Genomic DNA, 26,298 nt, shown 5'->3' with positions numbered 1-26,298 from the left:
AACGAGGCGAATATTAGCGATGCCGCTCAGCGTTGTCAAAGCCTGAATAGATAAATGCGATCGTTTGCTGAAATATTCCCCATTTCGCCGCTTATTCAGACGCAACCGGTTGTTTTATGCACTTTTCGCGTTCGGGGCGCGGGTATTTCCACAACCAGCGGCCGGTGACCATACGCCAGTAAAATAACGCAGCGCGTACGGCCCAGTCGAAGAACATACCTAACCAAACGCCGACAACTCCCCATCCTAATACAATACCCAGGGTGTAACCCGCGACTACGCGGCAGCCCCACATGCCCAGCATCGATACCCACATAGCAAAACGTGCATCTCGCGCACCTTTAAAGCCTGCTGGTAACACCCAGGAGGCTGCCCATATCGGCATAAATGCTGCGTTGAGCCAAATCAGGATGACTATGACCTCTTTTACATCCTGATCGTGGGTATAAAATGAGGCCATTACCCCGGCGAAAGGAGCGGTTAACCAGGCAATTGCCGTCAGGCCGATCGTCGACAGCCAAAATACATGCCGTAGCTGGATTTCAGCCTGGGCAATCTGGCCATTTCCCAGACGCCTGCCGGTAATGATTGTCGACGCGGAACCTAAAGCATTCCCCGGTAAGTTGATAAGCGCGGCGATAGAAAATGCAATAAAGTTCCCGGCGATAACGCTGGTTCCCATGCCTGAAACAAACATCTGCGTCAAAAGTTTACCGCCATTGAACAGCACTGACTCGATACTTGCCGGAATGCCGATCCCCATCACCTCCCAGATAATGGCGAGATTGAGTGGCTTAAAATAGCTTTTGAAGGGAATTCGCAGCGCGGGGTTAAAACCAATCATCAGTACCCAGATGATGGCAATCGCCCCGATGTAGCGCGAAATGGTCAGTCCCAGGCCTGCTCCCACAAATCCCAGACCTTGCCAGGAAAAGATCCCGTAAATCAGGATGCTACTGATGATGATATTCAGGATGTTCATGCCGCCGTTAATCAACAACGGTATTTTTGTATTTCCGGCTCCACGTAGTGCGCCACTGCCAATCAGCGCAATGGCTGCTGCCGGGTAGCTGAGCACCGTCAGCTCCAGATAGGTGAGTGCCAAAGCTTTAACGTCTGGCGTTGCTTCACCTGCGACAACGTCAATAATCTGTTGACCAAAATAGTGAATGACCGCTGCCAGAACGGTAGCAAAAATTGTCATGATCACCAGTGATTGTCTGGCCGCGGCTCTGGCCCGTCGACGATCTCGTTTCCCGAGGCTAAATGCTACAACCACGGTGGTGCCCAGATCGATGGCGGCGAAAAATGCCATGATGACCATATTAAAGCTGTCGGCGAGTCCGACACCGGCCATCGCTTCTTTTCCCAACCAGCTGACCAGGAAGGTACTGAGAACACCCATCAATAGCACACAGGTGTTTTCCAGAAAAATGGGGACAGCCAGCGGAGTGATTTCGCGCCAAAAGAGAACCTTATAACTCTTGCGTTTGGCATACCAGGGCGTGCGGGAAGCGACCTGGCGTAAGGCAGCGGAGACGTTCAAAGTGGACCTTAACGAAGAAAGTTGAAACCTCATTTCAAATGATGAGGGAGAATCAAAAAAGCTGCAAAGTTTTTTCTATTTAAAATGTCTGTAAATGCAACAAACTGTCGAGAGAAGCATCAATTGATTCGCATTCGAGGAAATGGGGTTTGACAAAATTTTTTTCGCCGCTAAGATAAGCCTCCACAACGATTCCTCTGTAGTTCAGTCGGTAGAACGGCGGACTGTTAATCCGTATGTCACTGGTTCGAGTCCAGTCAGAGGAGCCATATTTAAGAAGCCTGCTTAGGAAACTAAGCAGGCTTTTTGCTTTTTGTTTCAAACCTGATCGAGCGAACCTACACCGGAATCTTAGGCCGGGAAATCCCCATGCTGACGCGCAACCAACGTCAGAATGGAATACAGCGCCACCGCCTGCTGGTGCTGATTAAAGATCTCCACTGACCACTCCACCACGCCGGTCGCTTTTTCTTCGGCATTGCGCTGACGTTTCACCGTTTTGCGTTTGCAGGTTAAACGCACCTGGATAGTGTCGCCCGGCTTAACCGGCTCGATAAAGCGCAGGTTTTCCATGCCATAGTTAGCAATCACCGGACCGACGCCCGCGTCGACAAACAGACCGGCTGCGGCGGAAATCAGGAAGTAACCGTGCACCACACGCTCGCCGAAAATGGAATCGGCTGCTGCAATCTTGTCCATATGGGCGTAGAAGTGGTCACCGCTGAGGCAGGCAAAGTTAACGATATCCGCTTCGGTCAGTGTACGACGTGGCGTCAGCAGGCTGTCGCCCGGCTGGATCTCTTCGAAGTATTTACGGAACGGGTGAATACGATCTTCCTCCACCCGAGCGCCACGCACCCACTGTTGGCTTACCGCCGCGAGCATGGTTGGGCTGCCCTGAATGGCGGTGCGTTGCATGTAGTGTTTCACCGCGCGCAGACCACCCAGCTCTTCACCGCCGCCTGCACGTCCAGGCCCGCCGTGGACCAGCTGTGGCAGCGGAGAGCCGTGACCGGTCGATTCCGCCGAGGACTCTTCGTTCAGCACCTGAATACGCCCGTGGGCGCGGGCCGCACCGAGGACAAACTCTCGCGCCAGTTCGCCGCTTGCCGTCACCAGTGTTCCTGCCAGACTGCCTTCACCGGCGCGCGCCAGCGTCATGGCATGCTCGGTATTTTGATACGGCATCAGCGTGGCGACCGGACCAAAGGCTTCAATTGCATGTACCGCGGCAATTTCATCCGGCTGCGGACAAAACAGCAGCGTTGGCGGGAAGAAAGCCCCAGCCGTGCTCAGATCTGCTTTTCCACCCAGCAGCACCTCACACCCGGCTTCAACCAGACGATTCACATTATCCTGCACGTCCTGACGCTGATCGTTATTCACCAGCGACCCCATCTTCACGCCTTCCTGCGCCGGATCGCCCACTACCACTTTTTGCAGACGGGTAATCAGCGCCTCGCTGACCGCTTTCACCTGCGCCTGTGGCACGATAATGCGGCGGATAGCGGTACATTTCTGCCCGGCTTTGGTCGTCATCTCGCGCACTACTTCACGTACAAACAATGCAAACTCAGGCTGTTCTGGGGTGACGTCATCACCCAGCACGCAGCAGTTGAGTGAATCCGCTTCCATGGTGAAAGGAACCGATTTAGCCACCAGATTGGGGTGCACGCGCAACTGTTGCCCGGTATGAGCAGAACCGGTAAAGGTCACCACATCCTGGCTGTCGAGGTGATCGAGCAGGTCACCCGCGCCGCCGCAGATAAGGCTAATTGCGCCGTTCGGTACCAGGCCACTGTCGATAATCGCTTTCACCATTGCCTGAGTGAGCTGCGCGGTGGCGGTTGCAGGTTTGATAATGGCTGGCATCCCGGCAAGCCAGGTTGGCGCCAGCTTCTCCAGCATACCCCAGCAGGGGAAGTTAAAGGCGTTGATATGCACCGCAACACCGGATTTGGAGGTCAGCACGTGGCGTGCGGCAAAACCGCCCTGTTTGGACAGCGGGATCAGTTCGTCTTCCGGCCACAGCGTATCGTCCGGCAGCTCGCGGCCACCGAGACTGGCATAAGTGAAAAGCGTGCCAATGCCGCCTTCGATATCGACCCAGCTGTCACCGCGCGTTGCTCCGGTTTGCGCGGATATGGCATAGAAATCGGCTTTCAGTTCCATTAAATGCTTCGCCACCGCTTTTAGCATCGCGCTGCGCTCAATAAAACTCATTGCCTGTAACGCTTTGCCGCCGTGCTCAATAGCAAAGCGGCGCGCTTGCGCCATATCCAGTCCAACGCTTGTCACTTCCCAAAGCGCTTCACCGGTAAGGGCGTGGTGGATGGTGCGGGTGCGGCCCCGGCCTGTCTGCCAGGCACCGGATAAATAACTGGCTAACTGCTGCATCGTTAATCTCCAGATGTGTTCCGTAATATCTCTTTAAATAGTTCTTTTATGAATCACAAAATGCAAGCGAGATTTTAATAATTTATTAACAATGCGATCGCGAACACTTTACCTTAATTGGTTATCTATCTGTTATTAAAGGATAAACAAAAACCATTTGCGACAAGCATCGCAAAACCAGCAAACAAAATTTGTGGTTTTATTTAACCAAGATGTAACTTTTATAAAACAAAGTGATTCACAAATATTGATTTGTTGAAATTATCGGAATCATAAGGTGATGACGTGACAGAAGAACAACGCTTTGACCAGCGCATCGCGCAGGAAACGGCCATCGAGCCGCAGGACTGGATGCCGGACGCATACCGTAAGACGCTGATCCGCCAGATTGGCCAGCATGCGCACTCGGAAATTGTCGGCATGTTGCCGGAAGGCAACTGGATAACCCGCGCACCCACGCTGCGGCGTAAGGCCATTCTGCTCGCAAAAGTACAGGACGAGGCCGGACACGGTCTGTACCTCTACAGCGCGGCGGAAACACTGGGCTGCGCGCGTGAAGATCTGTACCAGAAGATGCTCGACGGCCAGATGAAATACTCCTCCATCTTCAACTACCCAACCCTGAGCTGGGCGGATATCGGTGTGATCGGCTGGCTGGTCGATGGCGCGGCGATTGTTAACCAGGTGGCGCTGTGTCGTACCTCCTACGGCCCGTATGCCAGGGCGATGGTCAAAATCTGCAAAGAAGAGAGCTTCCATCAGCGTCAGGGCTTCGAAGCGTGTATGGCGCTGGCTACTGGTAGCGAGGAACAGCGTCAGATGCTGCAGGACGCCATCAACCGTTTCTGGTGGCCTGCGTTGATGATGTTTGGCCCGAACGACGACAACTCACCGAACAGTGCCCGCAGCATGGCGTGGAAAATCAAACTGCACTCCAACGACGAACTGCGTCAGCGCTTTGTTGATAACACGGTCCCGCAGGTAGAAATCCTCGGTATGACCGTGCCGGACGCCGACCTACAGCTTGATGAAGCGACGGGGAAATATCGATTCGGTGAGATCGACTGGCAGGAATTTAATGAGGTCATCAACGGTCGTGGTGTCTGCAACCACGAACGTCTGGGCGCAAAGCGTAAGGCCTGGGAAGAAGGGGCATGGGTGCGCGAGGCCGCACTGGCGCACGCCGAAAAGCAACAGGCCCGCGACGCGGCGTAAGGAGAGAGTCATGAGCAAAACATACTGGCCGTTATACGAAGTTTTTGTCCGCAGCAAACAGGGGTTATCACACCGTCACGTTGGCAGTCTGCATGCCGCCGATGACCAGATGGCGCTGGAAAATGCACGCGATGCCTATACACGCCGCAGCGAAGGCTGCTCCATCTGGGTGGTGAAAGCCAGCGAAATTGTTGCGTCACAGCCGGAAGAACGCGGTGAATTCTTTGACCCGGCGGAGAGCAAAGTCTATCGCCATCCCACGTTCTACACCGTGCCGGACGGCATGGAACATATGTGAGGCAACGATGAATAACCTGAATCCCGTTGCAACCTATGCCCTGCGTCTGGGCGATAACGGCCTGGTGCTGGCTCAGCGTCTGGGTGCCTGGTGCGGTTATGCGCCGGAGCTGGAAATTGATCTGGCGCTGGCTAATATCGGCCTCGACCTGCTGGGGCAGGCGCGCAACTTCCTCAGCTACGCCGCCGAACTGGCGGGTAAAGGCGACGAAGACACGCTGGCTTTTGGTCGTGACGAGCGTCAGTTCCGCAATCTGTTGCTGGTGGAACAGCCTAACGGCAACTTTGCCGACACGATCGCTCGCCAGTTCTTTATCGACGTCTGGCATGTGGCGCTGTTCACTCATTTGGTTAACAGCCGCGATAAGCAGATTGCGGCTATCGCTGCCAAAGGACTGAAAGAAGTGCGTTATCACCTGCGCTTCAGCCGCGGCTGGCTGGAGCGACTGGGGAATGGTACTGACTACTCCGCGCAACTGATGCAGAAGGCGGTGGACAATCTGTGGCGTTACACCGGCGAATTGTTCCTTGCCGACGAACTGGAGATCGCTCTGGCCAGGCAGGGCATTGCCGTCGATCCGCGCGAACTGCAAACCGAATGGCAGACGACGGTACACACTGCGCTGATTGATTCTGGTTTACACGTTCCGCAAGAGGCGGCGTTTCGCAACGGCGGTAAGCAGGGGCTACACAGCGAACATCTCGGGCCGATGTTGGCCGAGATGCAGTACTTGCAGCGTGCGTATCCTGGTCAGCAGTGGTAGCAGGGGGTGGCTATGCAACGTCTTACCGCGGTCGCACCGCCAGAGGTGCACACCGTTTGGGGGCTGTTAAGTGCGATTTCCGATCCGGAAGTGCCGGTGCTGACCATCACCGATCTCGGCATGGTACGCAGCGTTGAGCGCTGCGGCGACGGCTGGGTAATCGGCTTTACGCCGACATACTCCGGCTGCCCGGCCACCGAGCATCTACTGGGTGAAATTCGCATGATGATGGCGGAGCACGGCTATACGCCAGTACATATCGTCTTGCAGCTTGACCCACCGTGGACCACTGACTGGATGAGCCCGGACGCCCGCGAACGCCTGCGCCAGTATGGTATCAGCCCGCCGCAGGCCCACGCCTGCCATGCCGAAATGCCAACTGACGTACAGTGCCCGCGCTGCGCCAGCACCCATACCTCGCTGATTAGCGAATTCGGATCCACGGCCTGTAAAGCGTTGTATCGCTGCGACAGCTGCCGTGAACCCTTTGATTACTTTAAATGTATTTGAGGTTGCGATGACAACATTTCATTCGCTTACCGTGGCCAACGTCGAAGCGGAAACGCGCGATGCGGTGACCATCACTTTCACCATTCCTGACGCGCTGCGTAATGACTACGCCTTTCGACCGGGCCAGCATTTGACGCTGAAAGCTCACCTCGGTGGAGAAGAGCTGCGTCGGTGTTACTCCATTTGTCGCAGCCGCTCGCCGTCGGAAATTAGCGTCGCGGTTAAAGCTATTGACGGTGGGCGTTTCTCCCGCTATGCCCAGCAGGATATCCAGCAGGGTATGGCGCTGGAAGTGATGGTGCCGCAGGGGCACTTCGGCTACCAGCCGCAGGCCGAGCGCGAAGCCGAATATCTGGCGATTGCCGCCGGGTCCGGCATTACGCCGATGATGGCGATTATTGAAGCGACGCTGACGACCGAACCGGCCAGCCAGTTCACCCTGATCTACGGCAACCGCAGCAGCCACAGCATGATGTTCCGTCAGGCGCTGGCCGATCTGAAAGACCGCTATCCGCAGCGTTTACAGGTGGTGCACCTGTTCAGTCAGGAGTCGATGGACAGCGATCTGCTACAGGGTCGTATCGACGGCGACAAACTGCGTGCGCTGGGCAAAAACCTGCTCGATTTCAGCCGCTTTGACGACGCCTTTATCTGTGGCCCATCGGCAATGATGGATGAAGCCGAAGTGGCACTGCGCGAACTGGGCATAGCGGAAAAATCCATTCACCTTGAGCGTTTCAATACGCCGGGGACCAGCGTGAAACGCGCCACCGGCGTGCAGGCGGAAGGCCGCACGGTCACCCTTCGTCAGGATGGGCGCGATCGCCTGATTTCACTGAGTGCGGAAGATGACAGCATTCTCGACGCCGCGTTGCGCCAGGGCGCTGACCTGCCGTTCGCCTGTAAAGGCGGCGTGTGCGCCACCTGCAAATGCAAGGTGGTCAGCGGCGAGGTGGCGATGGCCGCCAACTACAGCCTTGAAGCCGATGAACTGGCGGCGGGCTATGTGCTGAGCTGCCAGGCGCTGCCAACCAGCGGTGACGTAGTGGTCGACTTCGATGCGCGGGGGATGGCATGAGCGAACTGCTGATTTCCCGTCACGACCGTGTACTGCAACTGACCCTGAACCGTCCGCAGGCGCGTAACGCCCTGAACAATGCGCTGCTAACGCAGATTGCTGATGCGCTGGAAAGCGCGGCGGCGGACGCCAGCATCAGCGTTTGCGTGATTGGCGGCAACCCGCGCTATTTCGCCGCCGGGGCCGATCTTAATGAAATGGCGGAAAAAGATCTGCCCGCCACTTTCGACGATATTCGTCCTCGCCTGTGGGCACGTATTGATGCCTTCAACAAGCCGTTGATCGCGGTGGTTAACGGTTACGCGCTGGGAGCCGGGTGCGAGCTGGCTCTGCTGTGCGACCTGGTGATTGCCGGGGATAACGCCCGCTTTGGTCTGCCGGAGATTACTCTCGGCACCATGCCAGGGGCGGGCGGTACGCAGCGGCTTATCCGTTGTGTTGGCAAAGCGCTGGCCAGCCGAATGGTGCTGAGCGGTGAAAGTATTGATGCAGAACGAGCACAATGGGCCGGGCTGGTGAGTGACATTCACCCGGCGAACCTCTCCGATGAATACGCGCTCAAGCTGGCGGCGACCATCGCCCGTCACTCACCGCTGGCGCTGCGGGCGGCAAAACAGTCTCTACGCGCTGCGCAAGAAGTGGGTCTCCAGGCCGGTCTGGTGCAGGAACGTCAGCTGTTTACGCTGCTGAGCGGCACCGAAGATCGTTGTGAAGGCGTCAGCGCCTTTTTAGAAAAACGCACACCGGAATTTAAAGGACGCTAATCGTGGACGCATTTATTCTCAGCGAAGTGGAGCAGGGCGTGATGACTATCACCCTGAACCGACCGGACCGACTCAACAGCTTTAACGACGTGATGCACCAGCAGCTTGCCGACTGCCTGAAACAGGCCGAGCGCGACGACACCATTCGTTGCCTGCTGATCACCGGCGCCGGACGCGGATTTTGCGCCGGACAGGATCTGAACGACCGTAACGTTGACCCGAGCGGCCCCGCGCCGGATCTGGGCATGTCGGTGGAACGCTTCTACAACCCGCTGGTGCGCCGCTTAGCCGCGCTGCCGAAGCCGGTTATCTGCGCCGTCAACGGCGTTGCCGCTGGTGCTGGTGCCACGCTGGCAATGGGCTGCGACATCGTCCTCGCCGCGCGCTCGGCGAAGTTTGTCATGGCCTTCAGCAAGCTCGGTCTGGTGCCGGACTGCGGCGGAAGCTGGGTGCTGCCGCGCGTAGTCGGTCGCGCTCGCGCCGTGGGTTTGCTGATGCTTGGCGATAACCTCAGCGCCGAACAGGCCGCGCAGTGGGGCATGATCTGGCAAGTGGTCGACGATGCCGAGTTGAAAGATACCGCGTTGACCATGGCGCGCCATTTCGCGACGCAGCCGACCTATGGCCTGGGGCTGATTAAGAAAGCCTTGCAGCTTTCCGAAACCAACACGCTGGATCAGCAGCTTGAGCTTGAGCGCGACTACCAGCGCATGGCCGGTCGCAGCGACGACTATCGCGAAGGGGTCAGCGCCTTCCTCGCCAAACGTCCACCACAGTTCAGCGGGAAATAAGCCATGACGCAAACTCTTCACCGCGTTGCCGTGATCGGCGGCGGAACAATGGGTGCAGGCATTGCCGAGGTGGCTGCCAGCGCCGGACATTCGGTCCTGCTGTATGACATTTCCGCTGAGGCGATTACTCGCGCCATTCAGGGTATTCGCCAGCGACTCGACGTTCGTGTTGGTCGTGGAAAAATCAGTGCGGAACAGGCTAGTGAGCTGCTGGCACGGATCGCCCCCGCGACTGAACTGAATCAGCTTGCCGATGCACAACTGGTGATTGAAGCCGCTTCCGAGCAGCTGGAAATTAAAAAAGCGCTGTTTAGTCAGTTGGCGGAGATCTGTTTGCCGTCAACGCTGCTAACCAGTAATACCTCGTCGATCTCAATTACCGCGATTGCGGCGGGCATTAAACACCCAGAACGCGTGGCTGGGCTGCATTTCTTTAACCCGGCACCGGTGATGAAACTGGTGGAAGTGGTGAGCGGGCTTGCCACCTCAACGGAAGTGGTCGAGCAGCTTTGCCAGTGCGTGACTGCCTGGGGCAAGCAGCCGGTGCGCTGCCGCTCAACGCCGGGTTTTATTGTCAACCGCGTGGCGCGTCCGTACTACGCTGAAGCCTGGCGCGCGTTGGAAGAACAGGTTGCGTCAGCGGAAGTGATTGATGCGGCGCTGCGTGACGGCGGCGGCTTCCCGATGGGACCGCTGGCGCTGACCGACTTGATTGGTCAGGACGTCAACTTTGCCGTGACCTGTTCGGTGTTTGACGCCTTCTGGCAGGACCGCCGTTTTCTACCGTCTTTGCTGCAACAGGAGCTCGCTCTGGCGGGGCGTCTGGGCAAGAAGAGTGGCCACGGCGTCTATTGCTGGCCTGCTGAGGTATCGCCTGAACTGGCTGTTGCAGCGGTAGCGCCTGAAAATGCAGCAAAAAATATCAAGCGTGACGTTGTCACTGAACTGGATGATGTGCTGCTCCTTGAAACTACCGGTGAAACCGCGCTGGCCTTAAGCGCGCAGCACCAGCGCCCGGTGGTGGTGTATGACCATGCTGCGGGCGACACCGTCGTTCTGGCAAGCGCACCAACCAACCCGGCTTCAGCCACCGACAAAGCGGTGTACTACTTCCAGCAGCAGGGCAAAAAAGTGCTGCGTATTGCCGACTATCCAGGGCTGCTGGTATGGCGCACGGTAGCGATGCTGGCGAACGAAGCGCTGGATGCGCTGCAAAAAGGAGTCGCCAGCGCCGAGGATATCGATACCGCCATGCGCTTGGGGGTCAACTACCCGCACGGGCCGCTGGCCTGGGGCGAATCGCTCGGCTGGGGACGTGTGCTGCGTCTGCTGGAAAATCTACAACAGCACTACGGCGAAGAACGCTATCGCCCGAGTGCGCTGCTGCGCCAGAAAGCGCTGATGGAGATGCGTCATGAGTAATGAAGCCTGGCGCAACGCCCGCGCCATGTATGTGAAAGACACCTGCGCGCAGGCGCTGGGGATTGAAATTATTGAGATGGACGACGGTTATTCGCAGATGACCATGACCGTGTCGCCGTCGCAGCTGAATGGACATCAGACCTGTCACGGTGGGCAACTGTTCTCGCTGGCGGATACCGCCTTTGCTTACGCCTGCAACAGTCAGGGACTGGCAGCAGTAGCCTCAGCGGCCAGTATCGACTTTCTGCGTCCGGCTTTTGCAGGTGACAAACTGACCGCCACCGCGCGGGTTAAGCAGCAAGGCAAACTCACTGGCGTTTACGACATTGAAATTGCCAATCAGCAACACAAAACCGTGGCTCTGTTTCGCGGCAAATCCCACCGCATCGGTGGCACGATTACAGGAGAAGTCTAATGCGTGACGCATTTATTTGTGACGGTATTCGTACCCCGATTGGTCGCTACGGCGGGGCGCTGGCAGGCGTGCGTGCCGACGATCTGGCGGCCATCCCGTTGCGTGAATTACTCAACCGCAACCCACGCCTGGATCCCAGCGCTATTGACGATGTGATCTTCGGTTGCGCCAACCAGGCGGGCGAGGATAACCGCAACGTGGCGCATATGGCGACCTTGCTGGCGGGGTATCCGCACAGCGTTGCCGGCACGACCATCAACCGTCTGTGCGGCTCCGGGCTTGATGCGATCGGCTTCGCTGCTCGCACGATCAAAGCCGGTGATGCCGACCTGCTGATCGCTGGTGGTGTTGAGTCAATGTCACGCGCGCCGTTTGTAATGGGCAAAGCGACCGTGCCGTTTCAGCGTCAGGCAGAGATGTTTGATACCACCATTGGCTGGCGTTTTGTGAACCCGCTCATGCAGCAACAATTCGGAACTGACAGCATGCCGGAAACGGCGGAGAATGTAGCTGAATTGTTAAATATAAGCCGAGAGGACCAGGACGCCTTTGCGTATCGCAGCCAGCAGCGCACGGCGAAAGCCCAGCGTGACGGCATTCTGGCGCAGGAAATTGTACCGGTACAAATCATTGGCAAGAAAGGGGCAGTTAGCGCAGTACGTGAAGATGAACATCCGCGTGCAGAAACCACGCTGGAGCAACTCGCACAACTGAAAACACCGTTTCGTAAGAACGGCGTGGTCACCGCAGGCAATGCCTCTGGGGTGAACGACGGGGCGGCAGCGCTGATTATCGCAAGCCAGCAGCAGGCCGCAGCGCAGGGTTTAACGCCGCGTGCACGCATTGTCGCGATGGCGACGGCGGGCGTGGAGCCGAAGTTTATGGGGCTTGGGCCAGTTCCTGCGGTACGAAAAGTGCTGGAGCGCGCCGGGCTGAATATCAACGATATGGATGTGATTGAGCTGAATGAAGCCTTTGCCGCCCAGGCGTTGGGTGTGATGAGACAGCTTGGACTGGCAGATGACGCAGAACACGTGAATCCCAATGGGGGGGCTATCGCTTTAGGTCACCCGCTGGGGATGAGCGGTGTGCGGTTAGCGCTGGCTGCAACGCTGGAGCTGGAACGACGCAATGGACGTTATGCGCTGTGTACGATGTGTATTGGCGTGGGTCAGGGCATTGCCATGATCCTTGAGCGAGTGTGAGCTAATTGACCTGCGAGTGCCCTACAAAATGACAACGACAACAACAAAATTAGATCCGATTGAAACCGCATCGCGTGACGAATTACAGGCTTTGCAAACCGAGCGCCTGAAATGGACGTTAAAACACGCCTATGAAAATGTCCCGATGTACCGCCGTAAGTTCGACGCGGCGGGGGTTCACCCGGATGATTTCCGTGAGCTGAGCGATCTGAGCAAGTTTCCCTGCACCACCAAGCAGGACCTGCGTGACAACTATCCCTTCGACACCTTCGCGGTACCGATGGAGCAGGTGGTGCGTATCCATGCATCATCCGGCACCACGGGTAAACCGACGGTGGTGGGCTATACGCAAAATGATATCGATACCTGGGCTAACATCGTCGCCCGCTCGCTGCGTGCCGCAGGCGGTACCGCGAAAGATAAAATCCACGTCGCTTATGGCTATGGCCTTTTCACCGGCGGACTGGGCGCGCACTACGGCGCGGAACGCCTGGGGGCAACGGTTATCCCGATGTCCGGCGGTCAAACCGAGAAACAGGCGCAGCTGATTCGCGATTTCAAACCTGACATGATTATGGTTACGCCATCCTACTGTCTGAACCTGATTGAAGAGCTGGAGCGCCAGATGGGCGGTGACGCGCGGGGTTGTTCGCTGCGTACCGGTGTCTTTGGCGCAGAGCCGTGGACAACGGGGATGCGCGCGGAGATCGAACGTCGCCTGGGTATTACGGCGCTGGATATTTATGGCCTCTCGGAAGTGATGGGGCCGGGCGTGGCGATGGAGTGCATCGAAACGAGTGATGGTCCGACAATATGGGAGGATCATTTCTTCCCGGAAGTGGTCAATCCGGATGACGGTACGCCACTGGCCGACGGCGAGCACGGCGAACTGCTGTTCACCACGCTGACGAAAGAAGCGCTACCGGTCATTCGTTATCGTACCCGCGACCTGACGCGCCTGCTGCCGGGTACCGCGCGCACGATGCGTCGTATGGATCGCATTAGCGGGCGCAGCGACGATATGCTGATTATTCGCGGCGTCAACGTCTTCCCATCGCAGGTGGAAGAAGAGATCCTCAAGATTGAACATCTGGCTCCACATTACCAGTTGGAAGTGGATCGCCGAGGGCATCTTGATTCGCTTTCGGTACGCGTGGAGCTTAAAGAGAGTAGCCTGGTGCTAAGCCATGAGCAGCGCTGCCAGATTTGCCATCATTTGCGTCATCGTATTAAGTCGATGGTCGGTATTTCAACGGACGTAAGCATTGTTAACTGCGGCAGCATCCCGCGCTCAGAAGGAAAGGCGTGCCGGGTGTTCGACCTGCGCAAAGTTGCCGCCAACGGTTAAGACTCGTAGGCCTGATAAGCGCAGCGCCATCAGGCGAGAGCGCACAAGTTACCGGATGGCGGCGTTGCCTTATCCGACCTACAAATTCCTGCCATATCGCGGAAATTATCCTGTGCTATGATTCAAAAAGGAAAAAAAAGACAACAGTATGAATCATATGGAAAAACTCGATAGTTTTATTCAGCAGGCGGTAACCGCAATGCCGGTCAGCGGCACCTCTCTTATCGCCTCGCTTTACGGGGACTGTTTATCGCAACGCGGTGGAGAAGTCTGGCTCGGTAGCGTTGCCGCGCTGCTGGAAGGGCTTGGCTTCGGTGAGCGTTTTGTACGTACCGCGCTGTTTCGCCTTAATAAAGAAGAATGGCTGGACGTAGTACGTATCGGCCGCCGCAGTTTCTACCGCCTGAGTGATAAAGGGCTACGCTTGACGCGCCGCGCCGAGAGCAAAATCTACCGTGCCAGCGCCCCTGAGTGGGACGGTACCTGGCTGCTGCTGCTGTCGGAGGGGCTGGAGAAAAATACCCTGGCCGAAGTTAAAAAGCAGCTGTTATGGCAAGGTTTTGGCGTACTGGCGCCGAGTCTGCTGGCGTCGCCATCGCAAAAGCTGGCGGACGTACAGTCGCTGCTTCATGAAGCTGGGGTAGCGGAAAACGTCATCGTTTTTGAGGCGCATTCGCCGTTGGCACTCTCCCGCGCTGCGCTGCGTGAGCGGGTAGAAGTGTGCTGGCACTTAACCGAACAAAATGCCATGTACGAGGCGTTTATCATGCTGTTCCGTCCGTTGTTACCGCTACTGCGTGACGCCGGGCCGGACGAACTTACGCCAGAGCGCTGCTTCCAGATCCGCCTGTTGCTCATTCACTTCTATCGTCGGGTTGTGCTCAAAGATCCGCTGCTGCCGGAAGAATTGTTGCCTGCTCACTGGCTGGGTCAGACGGCGCGTCAGCTGTGCATTAATATTTATCAACGTGTTGCGCCCGGCGCCCAGGTTTTTGTCAGCGAAAAAGGCGAGAGCTCGGTGGGGGAACTGCCCGCGCCGGGGCCGCTCTATTATCAACGCTTCGGCGGATTAGCCGAGGTGTAACAGGAGAAGCCATGCCGATTTACCAGATTGACGGGATGATCCCGGTAGTTCCTGCAGAAAGCTATGTTCACCCAACCGCAGTGCTGATTGGCGATGTCATTCTCGGCAAAAGTGTTTATGTTGGTCCCAACGCCAGCCTGCGCGGAGATTTTGGGCGTATCGTGGTTAAAGATGGGGCGAATATCCAGGATAACTGCGTGATGCACGGATTTCCCGGCCAGGATACGGTAGTGGAAGAGGACGGACATATCGGCCACGGCGCGATTCTGCATGGCTGTGTGATTGGGCGTAACGCGCTGGTCGGCATGAGCGCGGTGATTATCGATGGCGCGACCATCGGTGAAAACAGTATCGTTGGTGCTTCGGCGTTTGTGAAAGCGCGCGCTGAGATGCCCGCCAACCATCTGATTGTCGGCAGCCCGGCAAAAGCGATTCGCATGTTAACTGAGCAGGAACTGGTGTGGAAAAAACAGGGCACTCGCGAGTATCAGGTGCTGGTGGAGCGCTGTCAGCAGACGCTTGCAGAAGTGAAGCCGCTGACTGCGGTAGAACCCGACAGAAAGCGGCTGGAGTTTGATGAGAATTTGCAACCTAAGTCAGCGAGTTAGCGATTCTACGCAATACCCGGTGTCAGAACTGATAGCTGGCGGTAACACTGACGTTACGCGGCTCACCATAAACGATAGAACCGTCGATATTCGTGTCGTAGGTTTTATCGAACAGGTTATTAAGGTTACCCTGCACTGAGAAGTTTTTTGTTACCTGGTAGCGGGTGAACAAATCTACCAGGGCGTAGCTTCCTTGTTCCGCGCGGAATGTGCCATAAGGCGTGACCGTATCGCTGTAAACACGGTTCTGCCAGTTAACTCCACCGCCGACGGTCAGTTCCGGCATGGCTGGCTGGCGATAACGGGTAAACAGTTTTACCGTGGTCCGCGGCAGGTTTGGGTTTACTGCATTGCCTTCGTTGTCTTCTGCAACATAGCGTGTCGCACCAAACGTCATCTGCCAGTTATCAGTGATCGCACCGTTAATCTCGAATTCGACCCCTTTGCTGACCGTACCATCCATCGCTTTAAAGGCCGTGTCGCCATTGCTACCGGCGATTGGCACGCCGGTTGATTGCGCTACGTTATCCTGTTCAATGCGGAACACCGCGAGCGTGGTGGTTAAACGGCTGTTCATCCAGTCGGACTTCAGGCCAAGCTCATAGTTGTTGCCGGTGATCGGAGAGAGATATTTACCGGAACTGTCGCGCTTGTTCTGCGGCTGGAAGATTGAGGTATAGCTGGCGTAGGTAGACCAGTTATCGTCAATGTCATAGACCAGACCCGCATACGGCGTGGTGTGGTTTTGCTCCATGCTGTAGGTCAGGGTGTCGATACGCCAGTTGGTGTAACGTGCGCCAACAATCAAATGCAGTGGGTCGGCCAGCGAAATACGCGTTGCGGCGTACAGCGATTTCATGTGCGTGGTATCGTCCTGAGCCAATGACTGCGGGTTCCAGTTGGTTTCCGGGAAGTTACCATCGTAGGTATAGAAGCTGCCGATTTCGTTGGGGAAAACGTTCGCCCACGAGCTTTCATAACGGTTATTCTGTTTACTGTAGCTGCCGCCCAACATCAGATTATGCTGGCGACCAAACAGATCATAACCGCCGTCGGCGAATAGATCGACAGCATCCACTTTACGTTTGCCGCTGTTCCAGCCGGTTCCTCCGACGTAGTCATATCCTGGACCATAGTTACCATATGGGCCAATCAGCGTGCCGTCGGCCTTATTAACATAGGCATCGACGTACATCATTTTACTGTCGAACTTGACCTCGGAGTGGGTGGCGTTCATGGTCGCCTGCCAGGTATCGGCAAAACGTTGTTTGATGGTGACAAACACTTTGTTGAAGTCTTTATCGTTGTAAGCCCAGTCCGGCGCAGTGCTACGCGAGCGGTCGTAGCTGTTTTTACTGCCATCGGTATTCCAGCGCGGCAATCCACCCCAGGTTGGGCTGTTGATATCAATGCGCTGATATTCATAGCCCGCAGACAGGCTGGTGGTGTCACCCAAATCGGCATCGACAATCCCGGAGAAGAACATTTTTTCGCTATTGTAGCGATCAAGCCAGGAGTCGTTATTCTGGTAACCCGCCACGATGCGGCCGCGCACGTTGCCGTCTGCTGTAAGCGGGCTTTGCAGATCGGTCACATAGCGTTGTTTGTTCCAGCTGCCATATTCCGCTGAAACATTACCGGTGAACTCGCGGCTGGTGGCATGCTTACGGATCATGTTAATGGAGGCTGAAGGGTTACCCGTCCCGGTCATTAGCCCGTTTGCGCCACGGACCACTTCGACACGCTCAAAAAGGGCGGTGTCAGAAAGGGCGTCACCGAGATTCCAGCGGGATTCAAAATAGGTCGGGATCCCATCGACCATATAGTTATCAATCTGAAATCCGCGCGAGTAATAGCTGCTGCGATCTGAATCCGCCTGGCTTTTGCTTATCCCCAACGTGTTATCCATCACATCGCCCAGCGTTTGCAACTGCTGATCTTCCATGCGCTGCTGGCTGACAATGCTGACCGATTGCGGAATATCGCGCTGCGTCATTTGCATTTTTGTGCCAGCGGTCGTCGATTTAACGCTGTAATCCTGCTCCTCACTTGATGCGGATGGAGCAGAACCCTCCACGATCACTGTCTCTTCTGCAGGGGCTGCGAGGCTGGTGGAAGGTAAAAGGGCTAGCGTGACGCATGCTGCCAGCAAAGAAGGGGCAAGCCCCGGTTGGCGTTGAACATTCCCGTTGAGTGTTGTGAAAGACATCGAAAAGTCCTTGATAATTATTAATATTAAGTTCGAATCACCGGTAGTGTGATGAACCCTTTGGTTGTAAATTATTAAGTGCGCATGTAAATACAAATGCGAAATATACGCATTAGCACTCAATGTGTAAACAGATGCTACGGCATAAATGAAATATTGTTTCAGTACTATGCTTGAGCAATAGCGCAGGGAAATGGTTATAAGAGCAGCACTGACTGGGGTTTTCGCTTAAAAAATCGAGGGTTAAAGTTGAAAGAGCGTGAGTAACTCGCTCATACTCTATACTCGCAGAGTTACCCGGCGTAGCATGGCAAAACGCTTGGGCTGTTAATGAAAAAGGAAAACGTCGTGGCAGAAGAAACTATATTCAGCAAAATTATTCGTCGTGAGATTCCGTCGGATATCGTATACCAGGATGAACTGGTCACTGCGTTTCGTGATATTTCCCCTCAGGCACCAACGCATATCCTGATCATTCCTAACATTCTGATCCCCACTGTCAATGATGTGACGGCGGAACATGAACAGGCATTGGGCCGCATGGTCACCGTTGCGGCGAAAATTGCTGAGCAGGAAGGCATTGCTGCAGATGGGTACCGCTTAATCATGAACACCAACCGCCACGGGGGGCAGGAGGTGTATCACATTCATATGCACCTGCTGGGTGGACGTGCGCTTGGCCCAATGCTTGCGCATAAAGGTCTGTAAGCATGACCAGAGGATGCATTGCGCTTTCACTGGGCTTGCTGTTGCTGGCGGGTTGTCGAACACATCCTGAAATCCCGGTAAGTGATGAACAGTCGCTGGTGATGGAATCAACAATTCTGGCGGCGGGTATTACAGCAGAGCAGCCCACGTTAACAACGTCTGATATTCAGGCTTCGGCATCCTCTCGACTCTATAACGAAAGACAAGAACCCGTTACCGTTCATTATCGGTTTTACTGGTATGACGCCAGAGGGCTGGAAATGCACCCTCTGGAAGCGCCACGCAGTGTGACTATTCCGGCTCATTCGTCGGTGACGCTGTACGGCAGCGCCAATTTTCTGGGGGCGCACAAGGTTAGACTTTATCTTTATTTGTAAGGGGTGAATCTTGATGAACAAAATGAATCGCTACGCACTGATTGCCGCGCTGGCGATGTTTCTCTCTGGCTGTGTGGCGCAACGTGAGCCCGCGCCGGTAGAGGAAGTGAAGCCGGTACCGGAACAGCCTGCGCAGCCGCAACAGCCGGTGCCGGTTGTGCCAACGGTGCCAAGCATACCGCAGCAGCCGGGCCCAATTGAGCATGAAGACCAAACGGCGCAGCCTACGCCACGTCAACGTCACTATGACTGGAACGGGGCTATGCAGCCGATGGTCGGCAAAATGCTGCAGGCAGACGGCGTCAAAGCGGGCGGCGTTCTGCTGGTTGATAGCGTGAATAACCGCACCAACGGCTCGTTGAACGCGGGTGAAGCCACCGAAACCTTACGTAATGCGCTGGCGAATAACGGTAAGTTTACGCTGATTTCTGCCCAACAGCTGGCTGTCGCCAAACAGCAGTTAGGTCTGTCGCCGAATGACAGTCTGGGAACGCGCAGTAAAGCGATTGGTATCGCCCGTAACGTTGGCGCGCAGTATGTGCTTTATTCCAGCGCATCAGGCAATGTCAATTCGCCTGCGCTGCAAATGCAATTAATGCTGGTACAAACTGGCGAGATAATCTGGTCAGGTAAAGGTGCCGTTCAGCAACAATAGCAGACTCACGCGCGGCGAAGTGTTGTCGCGCTATTTCCCGCAGTATCATCCCGTCGCAACCAGCCAAACCGGCCTGAGCGGCGGGAGCTGCATCATTGAACACCGTTCCCACCGGCTGGTACTGCGCTGCCATCACGATCCTGACGCGCCGGAATCTCATTTCTTACGCCAATATCATGCGTTAAAACACCTGCCAGAAAGCCTTGCGCCACGTCCTCATTTTTATACGCGTGGGTGGATGGCAGTCGAGTTTTTTCACGGTAAGGTAGAATCCAGATTACCGGACGCCGACGAACTCGCAGGCTTACTGTATCATCTGCACCAGCAACCCCGATTGGGCTGGCGAATCAACCTGCTTCCGCTACTTGAACAGTACTGGCAGTGTGGCGATCCGGCGCGTCGTACACCATGCTGGCTGCGCGCGCTGAAGCGGCTAAGGAAACGAGGTGAGCCTCGACCTTTGCGCCTGGGGCCGCTGCATATGGATGTTCACGGTGACAACATCGTACGTACGGCATCAGGGCTGCGGCTGATTGACTGGGAATACGCCGGAGACGGTGATATTGCCCTGGAGCTGGCGGCAGTATGGGTTAGCGATGAATCCCAGCACCAACAGTTGGTTAGCACCTACGCCCAACGAGCGCACATTGAGCCAGACGTTTTGTGGCGACAGGTCAGACAATGGCAACCCTGGATAATGATGCTGAAGGCGGGGTGGTTTGAGTATCGCTGGCGGCAAACCGGCGATCGACAATTTATCAGGCTGGCCGATGAAACCTGGCGGCAGCTAACAATGAAAGGATAAGGAGAGCAGTGTGGGCCCAGTAATGTTGGATGTCGAAGGGTATGAGCTGGACGCTGAAGAGCGTGAGATTCTGGCACATCCGCTGGTAGGTGGGTTGATCCTCTTTACCCGAAATTATCATGACCCGGAACAGCTGCGTGAATTAGTGCGTCAGATCCGGGCTGCGTCACGTAACCATCTGGTGGTGGCGGTAGATCAGGAAGGCGGACGCGTACAGCGTTTTCGTGAGGGCTTTACCCGCCTGCCTGCGGCTCAATCCTTTGCTGCGTTGCATGGTTTGGAAGAGGGCGGCAAATTGGCTCAGGACGCCGGGTGGTTGATGGCCAGCGAAATGATCGCGATGGACATTGATATCAGCTTTGCACCCGTGCTGGATGTGGGCCATATCAGCGCGGCAATCGGCGAGCGTTCTTACCATGCCGATCCGCTAAAAGCGCTGGCGATGGCGACCCGCTTCATTGACGGGATGCATGCTGCTGGCATGAAAACGACCGGTAAACATTTCCCAGGACATGGGGCGGTGACGGCGGATTCACACAAAGAAACCCCAACCGATCCACGCCCTGAAGCCGAGATTCGTGCGAAAGATATGTCCGTGTTCCAGACGTTGATTACGGAAAACAAACTGGATGCCATTATGCCTGCGCATGTCATCTACAGTGATGTCGATCCGCGTCCGGCGAGTGGCTCACCTCACTGGTTGAAAACGGTGCTACGTCAGGAACTTGGCTTCGATGGTGTCATTTTCTCCGACGATTTGTCGATGGAAGGGGCGGCGATTATGGGAAGCTATGCGGAGCGTGGACAGGCGTCGCTGGATGCAGGTTGCGATATGATCCTGGTCTGCAATAATCGTAAGGGAGCGGTCAGTGTGTTAGATAATCTGTCGCCGATCAATGCAGAACGTGTTACACGTTTGTATCATAAAGGTTCATTTTCACGTCAGGAACTGATGGACTCGGCACGCTGGAAGACGGTAAGCGCTCAGCTTAACCAACTTCATGAGCGCTGGCAGGAAGAGAAAGCAGGTCATTAACGCAAGTTTGGCGAGGATGCGATGATTATCTATTTACACGGTTTTGACTCTAACAGCCCGGGCAACCATGAGAAGGTGTTGCAGCTGCAATTCATCGACCCGGATGTCAGGCTGATTAGCTACAGTACGCGGCATCCTAAACATGATATGCAGCATCTGCTGAAAGAAGTGGACAAAATGCTGCAGCTGAATGTGGATGACCGTCCGCTGATTTGTGGTGTGGGGCTCGGGGGATATTGGGCTGAACGGATTGGTTTCCTGTGTGATATTCGTCAGGTAGTGTTTAATCCCAACCTGTTCCCGTATGAGAACATGGAAGGCAAAATCGACAGACCTGAGGAGTATGCAGACATCGCAACAAAATGCGTGACCAATTTCCGTGAGAAGAATCGCGATCGCTGCCTGGTGATCCTGTCACGTCATGATGAAGCGCTTAACAGTCAGCGTTCGTCGGAAGAGCTGCATCATTTTTACGAGATAGTCTGGGACGAAGAGCAGACGCATAAGTTTAAGAATATCTCTCCGCATTTGCAGCGCATCAAAGCGTTCAAGACGTTAGGTTAATTCTTATTGAGTGTGTAAAAAACCAGCCATCGGGCTGGTTTTTTTGTTCTTAAAGTTCCGGTTGTCTATCTTTTCAGCATCAAAACTTGATACATATCAATTTTGGTATGACCAATGCACCGTTCGTGTTATTCTCACTCTCGAAGAACATTTTCATTGCCGTAACTTGTTGTTAATTAAAGGCTATACTCATAACTTTTAATTAACAATTGGTTAATAAATTTGAGGGGGTCACGTTGACTACACCATTGAAAAGGATCGTGATTGTCGGCGGCGGTGCTGGCGGACTGGAAATGGCGACGCAGTTGGGTAAAAAACTCGGGCGTAAGAAAAAGGCCAAAATCACACTGGTAGACAGAAACCACAGTCACTTGTGGAAACCGTTACTGCATGAAGTGGCGACGGGTTCACTGGACGAAGGTGTGGATGCGCTGAGTTATCTGGCACATGCCCGTAACCATGGCTTCCAGTTCCAGTTAGGCTCGGTGGTGGATATCGATCGTGAAGCGAAGACCATTACTCTTGCTGAGCTGCGCGATGAGAAGGGTGAGCTGCTGGTTCCTGAGCGTAAAGTGCCGTATGACACGCTGGTGATGGCGTTGGGCAGTACGTCCAACGATTTCAACACCCCTGGCGTGAAAGAAAACTGCATTTTCCTCGATAACCCGCATCAGGCGCGTCGTTTCCACCAGGAGATGCTGAATCTGTTCCTGAAGTATTCCGCGAATCTGGGCGCTAACGGAAAAGTGAATATCGCCATTGTGGGTGGCGGTGCGACGGGTGTTGAACTCTCCGCTGAGCTGCACAATGCGGTAAAACAACTGCACAGCTATGGTTACAAAGGGCTGACCAATGACGCGCTGAACGTTACGCTGGTCGAAGCCGGTGAGCGTATTCTGCCTGCGTTGCCGCCGCGTATTTCCGGTGCTGCGCATAATGAGTTAACCAAACTGGGCGTACGCGTACTGACCCAGACGATGGTAACCAGCGCTGATGAAGGCGGACTGCACACCAAAGATGGCGAATACATTAAAGCCGATCTGATGGTGTGGGCGGCGGGTATCAAAGCGCCAGACTTTATGAAAGACATTGGCGGTCTGGAAACGAACCGTATTAACCAACTGGTGGTTGAGCCAACTCTGCAGAGCACGCGCGATCCTGACGTGTACGCGATTGGCGACTGCGCTTCCTGCGCTCGCCCGGAAGGCGGTTTTGTGCCTCCGCGCGCTCAGGCAGCACACCAGATGGCGACCTGCGCGATGAACAATATTCTGGCACAGATGAACGGTAAGCCGCTGAAAGCGTATCAGTACAAAGATCACGGCTCTCTGGTCTCGCTCTCTAACTTCTCTACCGTGGGTAGCCTGATGGGCAACCTGACCCGTGGTTCGATGATGGTGGAAGGACGTATTGCGCGCTTTGTGTACATCTCACTGTACCGCATGCACCAGATTGCTTTGCACGGCTACTTCAAAACCGGGCTGATGATGCTGGTCGGCAGTATCAACCGGGTGATTCGCCCGCGTCTGAAACTGCATTAATATCGACCTGTGGCGTCGGATGATTTTACGCATCCGACGCCTTCCTTCAGAGTTGTCTGAATCATTCCGCTTTCGCTCCACCTCCCGCTATTTTCATCCGTAATCTGATTGGCATTCCTTACCTTCTGTTGCAAAGTTGTTGCTAATAGCAAAAAAGGAGGTAGTCCCGTGAATAAATCAATGTTGGCGGGTATAGGGATTGGCGTAGCTGCTGCGCTGGGTGTTGCAGCGGTGGCCAGTCTGAACGTTTTCGAGCGTGGCCCACAGTATGCGCAAGTTGTCTCTGCAACACCGATTAAAGAGTCGGTAAAAACACCGCGTCAGGAGTGCCGGAACGTAACGGTCACCCACCGCAAGCCGGTACAAGATGAAAACCGTATCGCGGGTTCCGTACTGGGCGCGGTTGCGGGTGGTGTTATTGGGCATCAGTTTGGCGGTGGACGTGGTAAAGATATTGCTACCGTGGCCGGTGCTTTAGGCGGCGGCTATGCAGGTAACCAGATTCAGGGTTCGATGCAGGAAAACGATACTTACACCACCACGCAGCAGCGTTGTAAAACGGTGTATGACAAATCTGAAAAGATGCTGGGCTACGACGTGACGTACAAAATTGGCGATCAGCAGGGGAAAATCCGTATGGATAAGGACCCCGGCGCGCAAATTCCGTTGGATAACAACGGACAGTTGGTACTGAATAACAAAGCGTAAAATAGCATTATCCTGAACATTAGCCCCCCATTCGCTCAGGCTGGGGGGCTTTTTTTATCAGAAGGTTAAGGCGTAGTTCAGACCAAAAGTACGACCCCGGCCCTTGTATTCATACAGTGACGGGCTGCCGTAGGTTGGGCTATACAGCAGTGGCGCACGTTGTCCCCACAGTGTGGTGTACTCTTCATTCAGCAGGTTTTCCACGCTGAAGGTCAGCTTACCCAACGGGAGCTGATAGCTGCCGATAAAGTCCATCGTGTTATAGCCATCCAGCTTGTTACCGCTGGCGTCGGTCAGATCAAATGTTTGCTGGCTCTGTACGCGCAAGGTCCACGGTTCTGGTGCCCAGCCGACCCACGCGGTTGCTTTGGACGGTGAGGCCAGCGTGACATCCCATTTTTGCCATTTACCGTTCTGTTTCACTTCCGATTTAATGACGTTGAAGTTGCCACCCAGGCTCCAGTCCGTGTCCGCAATGAAATAATCCACCGCACCTTCAACGCCATAAATGCGGCGATCGTCGGGCTGAACGTTAATGGTCATATCGCTACGGTTGATAACGATCGATTTATCTGAAGTCGAGTAGTAAGCGGCCAGTTGCGTGCGCAGACTATCGCCGGTGTAGCGCCACCCCAGTTCGTACGAGTTAACTTTAATTCCTTCCAGACGTGAATCCGCCACGTTGACGCTGCGCTGGAGCTGGTAATGATCGCCAACCAGCGAATAGGTACCGTTACCGTAATATTTCCCTGGGTCCGGAAGCTCCACGCCCTGAGAAAAGTTAAACCACGTTTGCTGACGGTCGGTCAGGTGGGCAAGGATACCGGCGTTGAACAGGAAATTATCGTAATCGGTTTTGCCGCCCGGAATAGTATCGGCAGAGTTCGCAAGCCCGGTCGCGATTCCCTGCTGTTGAGCATAGCCAACGAAATCATCAACCCTGTTTTCGGTCCACTGATAGCGCACGCCGCCGCTGAGGGTAAAAATGTCGTTAATGTCATAGCTGTTTTGCAGGAAAGGCGCGAAGTTGGTGATGCTGTAACCGGGGTAACGCCCGGTGGTATAAGCGGTACGGTTGTCCATGCCGCCGGAGGGCAGGGACCAGGCCAGATCGAAGAATTTCTGATTGGAGTCGAAGGTTTCGTGATCGGCATCGACACCCCACGTCAGCTCCCAGTTATCCATCAACTGGCTGTTGAGGGTAATTTTGGCACCAAACTGGTCGGTGTCCTGCTGTGATGCGGAGAAACTGGTGACTTTGCCTTTGCTGAGCGTAGGGAAGGGGTAGAATTTCAGCGATTCGTCACGGTAATAGATTTGGCTGACCAGGTTCTGGCCAAAAAAATCCGCATCTGAATATTGCAGGCTAATAAGATGACGTTCGGTGCCGGGAATACGATCGGAATTCAGTCCGCTGCTGGTGTATGCTTTGCCGTTTCCGGTCACGGCGGACATGTTCTCGCCGAGATCCAGCCCGTAATCGTCATCCCCCTGACTTTTATAGTACTGCGTAACCAGTTGCAACTGACGGTTGTCGTCAAGTTCAATCGTCCCTGTGCCCATGACGTCCAGGCGATCGGAGTGCTGTAGCCCGGTTTGGGTGTTATCGAGCAGCAGGGCATCGTGATTACCGTCATACCAGCCGCCAAATCGTTGATACGCGACGGACATACGCCCGGAAGCGCGATCGGTTCCGCCACTCACCGCCGCGGCAACGCGTTCATCATGATCGTTGCTATTGTTGAAGCCGCTTTTGCTCCCCAGTTCGAGTTCTACTTCACGCTCCGGCTGACCTTTTTTGGTGACAATGTTGATTAATCCGCCGGTACTGCCACCGCCATAAAGAGAGGTTGCGCCTGAAATGACTTCAATGTGCGCAATGTTAAATGGGTCAATGGAGTCAAGCTGACGGCTGTCGGTTCGCGAGGAGTTCAGACGGACACCGTCAATTAGCACGACAATGGCGCGACCGCGCATGTTCATGCCGTAGTTTGTGCGTCCCTGGCTACTAACATCGATTCCTGGGATTAGCTGAGCAAGAACATCCTTGAACTCTTTACCTCCCTGAACCTGTTGTTCAATCTCGCTTCCTTCAATAACCCAGGTCGTTTGCGCCATTTCTGCCACTGTGCGCTGGCTACGGTTGGCGCTGACGATGAGGTTCTCTTCCTCAGCCGCAACAGCGGGTAGAGTTAAAGATAACAGGAGAGGATTGAGCACCCAGAGACGCTTATGCATTTGTATTCCTTTT

The 26,298-nt window shown here is 55.1% G+C and carries 25 protein-coding genes and 1 tRNA gene; 22 read left to right on the top strand and 4 right to left on the bottom strand.

Features of this window, described 5'->3' with window-relative positions; genetic code table 11:
* Positions 1 to 91: 91 nt before the first annotated feature.
* Positions 92 to 1,579 carry an EmmdR/YeeO family multidrug/toxin efflux MATE transporter gene (locus OGY08_RS18150; RefSeq protein ID WP_003846749.1) on the bottom strand — a complete coding sequence of 496 codons (1,488 nt, stop codon included), beginning with the start codon at positions 1,577 to 1,579 and terminating at the stop codon, positions 92 to 94.
* A gap of 160 nt (positions 1,580 to 1,739) precedes the next feature.
* On the opposite strand from OGY08_RS18150, the gene OGY08_RS18145 reads away from it, so the two are divergent.
* Positions 1,740 to 1,815: transfer RNA gene (locus OGY08_RS18145), tRNA-Asn, on the top strand.
* 82 nt (positions 1,816 to 1,897) lie between these two features.
* Here OGY08_RS18145 and paaZ read toward each other — a convergent pair.
* Positions 1,898 to 3,943: a phenylacetic acid degradation bifunctional protein PaaZ gene (paaZ, locus tag OGY08_RS18140; RefSeq protein ID WP_125362943.1), complete on the bottom strand. Its 2,046-nt coding sequence runs from the start codon at positions 3,941 to 3,943 to the stop codon at positions 1,898 to 1,900.
* Between the two features lie 285 nt (positions 3,944 to 4,228).
* Here paaZ and paaA point away from each other — a divergent pair, with 285 nt between their 5' ends.
* From paaA to paaY, 13 genes are all read left to right on the top strand, one after another.
* A complete protein-coding gene (paaA, locus tag OGY08_RS18135) occupies positions 4,229 to 5,158 on the top strand; it encodes a 1,2-phenylacetyl-CoA epoxidase subunit PaaA (RefSeq protein ID WP_032942998.1) in 930 nt (309 codons plus the stop codon).
* Between the two features lie 10 nt (positions 5,159 to 5,168).
* On the top strand, positions 5,169 to 5,456 hold the full coding sequence (gene paaB / locus OGY08_RS18130) for a 1,2-phenylacetyl-CoA epoxidase subunit PaaB (RefSeq protein ID WP_032943000.1): 288 nt from the start codon (positions 5,169 to 5,171) through the stop codon (positions 5,454 to 5,456).
* A 7-nt stretch (positions 5,457 to 5,463) separates the two neighbouring features.
* Positions 5,464 to 6,219, top strand: coding sequence for a 1,2-phenylacetyl-CoA epoxidase subunit PaaC (gene paaC, locus OGY08_RS18125; RefSeq protein WP_125362944.1), 756 nt, complete (start codon positions 5,464 to 5,466; stop codon positions 6,217 to 6,219).
* Positions 6,220 to 6,231: 12 nt separating this feature from the next.
* On the top strand, positions 6,232 to 6,729 hold the full coding sequence (gene paaD, locus OGY08_RS18120; RefSeq protein ID WP_048214435.1) for a 1,2-phenylacetyl-CoA epoxidase subunit PaaD: 498 nt from the start codon (positions 6,232 to 6,234) through the stop codon (positions 6,727 to 6,729).
* A 7-nt stretch (positions 6,730 to 6,736) separates the two neighbouring features.
* Entirely contained in the window at positions 6,737 to 7,807 is a 1,071-nt protein-coding gene (gene paaE / locus OGY08_RS18115) for a 1,2-phenylacetyl-CoA epoxidase subunit PaaE (protein WP_048235630.1), read from the top strand.
* Entirely contained in the window at positions 7,804 to 8,571 is a 768-nt protein-coding gene (gene paaF / locus OGY08_RS18110) for a 2,3-dehydroadipyl-CoA hydratase PaaF (protein ID WP_125362945.1), read from the top strand. The genes paaE and paaF overlap by 4 nt, the downstream gene beginning before the upstream one ends.
* Positions 8,572 to 8,573: 2 nt before the next feature.
* On the top strand, positions 8,574 to 9,362 hold the full coding sequence (gene paaG, locus OGY08_RS18105; RefSeq protein WP_125362946.1) for a 2-(1,2-epoxy-1,2-dihydrophenyl)acetyl-CoA isomerase PaaG: 789 nt from the start codon (positions 8,574 to 8,576) through the stop codon (positions 9,360 to 9,362).
* 3 nt (positions 9,363 to 9,365) lie between these two features.
* Positions 9,366 to 10,784 (top strand): 3-hydroxyacyl-CoA dehydrogenase PaaH, encoded by a 1,419-nt coding sequence (gene paaH, locus OGY08_RS18100; protein WP_286566240.1) that lies wholly within the window; start codon positions 9,366 to 9,368, stop codon positions 10,782 to 10,784.
* The gene (paaI, locus tag OGY08_RS18095; RefSeq protein ID WP_286566238.1) at positions 10,777 to 11,199 is read left to right on the top strand and encodes a hydroxyphenylacetyl-CoA thioesterase PaaI; all 423 of its coding nucleotides are present in this window, start codon (positions 10,777 to 10,779) and stop codon (positions 11,197 to 11,199) included. Before paaH ends, paaI begins: the two co-directional genes overlap by 8 nt.
* The gene (gene pcaF / locus OGY08_RS18090) at positions 11,199 to 12,404 is read left to right on the top strand and encodes a 3-oxoadipyl-CoA thiolase (RefSeq protein WP_125362948.1); all 1,206 of its coding nucleotides are present in this window, start codon (positions 11,199 to 11,201) and stop codon (positions 12,402 to 12,404) included. Before paaI ends, pcaF begins: the two co-directional genes overlap by 1 nt.
* A gap of 28 nt (positions 12,405 to 12,432) precedes the next feature.
* Positions 12,433 to 13,752, top strand: a complete 1,320-nt coding sequence (gene paaK, locus OGY08_RS18085; RefSeq protein ID WP_100272610.1) for a phenylacetate--CoA ligase PaaK — start codon at positions 12,433 to 12,435, stop codon at positions 13,750 to 13,752.
* A gap of 157 nt (positions 13,753 to 13,909) precedes the next feature.
* Positions 13,910 to 14,836 carry a phenylacetic acid degradation operon negative regulatory protein PaaX gene (gene paaX, locus OGY08_RS18080; RefSeq protein ID WP_185757613.1) on the top strand — a complete coding sequence of 309 codons (927 nt, stop codon included), beginning with the start codon at positions 13,910 to 13,912 and terminating at the stop codon, positions 14,834 to 14,836.
* Between the two features lie 11 nt (positions 14,837 to 14,847).
* Positions 14,848 to 15,444, top strand: a complete 597-nt coding sequence (gene paaY / locus OGY08_RS18075) for a phenylacetic acid degradation protein PaaY (RefSeq protein ID WP_048235623.1) — start codon at positions 14,848 to 14,850, stop codon at positions 15,442 to 15,444.
* A gap of 22 nt (positions 15,445 to 15,466) precedes the next feature.
* Here paaY and fhuE read toward each other — a convergent pair whose 3' ends face one another.
* Positions 15,467 to 17,653 carry a ferric-rhodotorulic acid/ferric-coprogen receptor FhuE gene (gene fhuE / locus OGY08_RS18070; protein WP_125362950.1) on the bottom strand — a complete coding sequence of 729 codons (2,187 nt, stop codon included), beginning with the start codon at positions 17,651 to 17,653 and terminating at the stop codon, positions 15,467 to 15,469.
* 348 nt (positions 17,654 to 18,001) lie between these two features.
* Here fhuE and hinT point away from each other — a divergent pair, with 348 nt between their 5' ends.
* From hinT to OGY08_RS18030, 8 genes are all read left to right on the top strand, one after another.
* Complete coding sequence (gene hinT / locus OGY08_RS18065; protein ID WP_071444757.1) at positions 18,002 to 18,361, top strand: purine nucleoside phosphoramidase; 360 nt, start codon at positions 18,002 to 18,004, stop codon at positions 18,359 to 18,361.
* A gap of 2 nt (positions 18,362 to 18,363) precedes the next feature.
* Complete coding sequence (locus tag OGY08_RS18060) at positions 18,364 to 18,738, top strand: YcfL family putative periplasmic lipoprotein (RefSeq protein ID WP_008784425.1); 375 nt, start codon at positions 18,364 to 18,366, stop codon at positions 18,736 to 18,738.
* Positions 18,739 to 18,751: 13 nt separating this feature from the next.
* Positions 18,752 to 19,393 (top strand): penicillin-binding protein activator LpoB, encoded by a 642-nt coding sequence (gene lpoB / locus OGY08_RS18055; RefSeq protein ID WP_008784426.1) that lies wholly within the window; start codon positions 18,752 to 18,754, stop codon positions 19,391 to 19,393.
* On the top strand, positions 19,374 to 20,198 hold the full coding sequence (gene thiK / locus OGY08_RS18050) for a thiamine kinase (RefSeq protein ID WP_125362951.1): 825 nt from the start codon (positions 19,374 to 19,376) through the stop codon (positions 20,196 to 20,198). The genes lpoB and thiK overlap by 20 nt, the downstream gene beginning before the upstream one ends.
* A gap of 10 nt (positions 20,199 to 20,208) precedes the next feature.
* Positions 20,209 to 21,234, top strand: a complete 1,026-nt coding sequence (gene nagZ / locus OGY08_RS18045) for a beta-N-acetylhexosaminidase (protein WP_032943019.1) — start codon at positions 20,209 to 20,211, stop codon at positions 21,232 to 21,234.
* Positions 21,235 to 21,255: 21 nt separating this feature from the next.
* Entirely contained in the window at positions 21,256 to 21,798 is a 543-nt protein-coding gene (ycfP, locus tag OGY08_RS18040) for an alpha/beta hydrolase YcfP (protein ID WP_003030817.1), read from the top strand.
* Positions 21,799 to 22,034: 236 nt separating this feature from the next.
* On the top strand, positions 22,035 to 23,339 hold the full coding sequence (gene ndh / locus OGY08_RS18035) for an NADH-quinone dehydrogenase (RefSeq protein ID WP_003832263.1): 1,305 nt from the start codon (positions 22,035 to 22,037) through the stop codon (positions 23,337 to 23,339).
* A 168-nt stretch (positions 23,340 to 23,507) separates the two neighbouring features.
* The gene (locus OGY08_RS18030; protein WP_003030814.1) at positions 23,508 to 24,047 is read left to right on the top strand and encodes a glycine zipper 2TM domain-containing protein; all 540 of its coding nucleotides are present in this window, start codon (positions 23,508 to 23,510) and stop codon (positions 24,045 to 24,047) included.
* A 57-nt stretch (positions 24,048 to 24,104) separates the two neighbouring features.
* Here the strand turns inward: OGY08_RS18030 and OGY08_RS18025 are convergent, their stop codons facing one another.
* Positions 24,105 to 26,285, bottom strand: a complete 2,181-nt coding sequence (locus OGY08_RS18025; protein ID WP_048235621.1) for a TonB-dependent siderophore receptor — start codon at positions 26,283 to 26,285, stop codon at positions 24,105 to 24,107.
* Between the last annotated feature and the right edge of the window lie 13 nt (positions 26,286 to 26,298).

The sequence above is a fragment of the Citrobacter sp. Cpo069 genome (assembly GCF_030332785.1).
GTDB lineage: Bacteria > Pseudomonadota > Gammaproteobacteria > Enterobacterales > Enterobacteriaceae > Citrobacter > Citrobacter portucalensis.
This window is presented reverse-complemented; position numbering and strand designations above follow the sequence as displayed.